The 1,660-nt window shown below is 72.2% G+C and carries 4 protein-coding genes; all 4 read left to right on the forward strand.

Going from position 1 to position 1,660, the window contains the following annotated elements; all coding sequences use genetic code 11:
- Positions 1-298 (forward strand): sigma factor-like helix-turn-helix DNA-binding protein (locus AC1D15_RS30970; RefSeq protein WP_477829051.1); only part of this gene is annotated, 298 nt, incomplete at its 5' end.
- 64 nt (positions 299-362) lie between these two features.
- Positions 363-596 (forward strand): FecR/PupR family sigma factor regulator, encoded by a 234-nt coding sequence (locus AC1D15_RS30975; protein WP_047507972.1) that lies wholly within the window; start codon positions 363-365, stop codon positions 594-596.
- A gap of 87 nt (positions 597-683) precedes the next feature.
- The gene (locus AC1D15_RS30980) at positions 684-917 is read left to right on the forward strand and encodes an MbtH family protein (protein ID WP_047507974.1); all 234 of its coding nucleotides are present in this window, start codon (positions 684-686) and stop codon (positions 915-917) included.
- Positions 917-1,645, forward strand: coding sequence for a thioesterase II family protein (locus tag AC1D15_RS30985; protein ID WP_477829052.1), 729 nt, complete (start codon positions 917-919; stop codon positions 1,643-1,645). The genes AC1D15_RS30980 and AC1D15_RS30985 overlap by 1 nt, the downstream gene beginning before the upstream one ends.
- The last annotated feature ends 15 nt before the right edge of the window (positions 1,646-1,660 follow it).

Raw genomic sequence — 1,660 nt, forward strand, 5'->3', positions numbered from 1 at the left:
CCGCATGATGCTCGAGGCCGGCGTGTTCGCCGACGCCGAGAGCGGCGAGCACGTCGCGGCGCCGCAGGGCACGCCGGAGCAGTACGCGATCAGCCGGCAGAACCTGGTGATCGTCGACGAGGCGCTCGGCCGCCTGCCGTCGCGCACGCGCCAGGCCTTCGAGCTGTACCGCATGGGCGGCATGACGCAGCGCGCGATCGGCGAGCGGCTGGGCGTGTCGGCGGCGCTGGTCAACACGATGATCCGCGATGCGGTCCAGGCCCTGGCGCACTGCCGGCACCTGCTCGAGGCGGAATGACGGCCTCCTAGAATCGGCGGTTTCCACTGCCAGCCCCGTGCGCGCCCGCGCGCGCCGCCCGCCGATGAACCCCGATCAGGACCGTGAAGACCCCGCGCAGGCGCTCGCCATGCAGTCCGCCTGGGAGTGGGTGATGAAGGCGCACGAGCAGCCGCTGAGCGAAGCCGACCACGAGGCGCTCGCGCGCTGGCTCGAGGCCGACCCGCGGCACCGCACCGCGCACGCGCAGGCCTCGCGGCTGTGGCTGCTGAGCGGGCTCGTGCCGCCGGCGCACGACGACGACGGGCTCCCGCACTGACCCGATCGCCACGCGGCGCTGAACAAAGCCGCGGCCGGCTCGTCATGGAAGGCAAGGCGCATCACTGCRCGAACCACGGGCCTTGCCATGTCCACCAGCTGCTTCGACCGCGACGACGAAACCTTCATCGTCCTCGTCAACCACGAGGATCAATATTCCATCTGGCCGCACTGGAAGGCCGTGCCACCCGGCTGGACCGCGGTGCCCGGCGCCAGCGGTGACAAGAAGACGGTGCTCGCGTTCGTCGATGCGGCGTGGACCGACATGCGACCGCTGTCGCTGCGCCGCTGGATGGACGAGCAGGCCGCGGCGCCGCGCTGATGCACGCCGGCGTCCGCCTGCTGTGCCTGCCGTGCGCCGGCGCCAGCGCGACGATGTACCTGCGCTGGCGGCGTTCGCTGCCGCCGTGGGTGCAGGTCGTGCCGGTCGAGCTGCCCGGTCGCGGCAGCCGCCTGGGCGAGCCGTTCGTCGAATCGTTCGCCGCGTTGGTGGCGGGCCTGTGCGACGAGCAGTCGGCCGCGATGACGACGGCCAGCAGCTTCATGCTGTTCGGCCACAGCATGGGTGGCCTGCTGGCCTGGGGCATCGCGCAGCGCCTGCGCGAACGCGGGCTGCCGGCCCCGGCGGCGCTGTTCGTCAGCGGCTGCCCGGCCCCGTCGCAGCGTGACCCGCAGCGCTTCGCCAACAAGGACACCGACGCGCAGCTGATCGCCGACCTGCGCCGCCAGGGCGGCACGCCGGAGGAGGTGTTCGCAAGCCCCGAGATGCTGCACATCACGCTCGATGCCCTGCGCGCCGACTACCGCGTCTGCGCGAGCGTTCCGGACGTGAGGAGCGGGCCGCTCGACATGCCGATCCACGCCTTCGGCGGCCGCCAGGACGACATCGACGCGTCGCGCCTCGCTGCCTGGCGCCGCGAGGCCCGCACGCTGTTCTCGCTGACCTGGCTCGACGGCGGGCATTTCTTCATCCGCCAGAGCGAGCCGCAGCTGCTGGCCGCGCTCGTCCACGAGATGCAGGCGCTGCGGTTCGAACCGCTGCCGTCCTGAAAGGGATCTTCCATG

It is taken from the genome of Rhizobacter sp. P2_H2 (assembly GCF_056403375.1).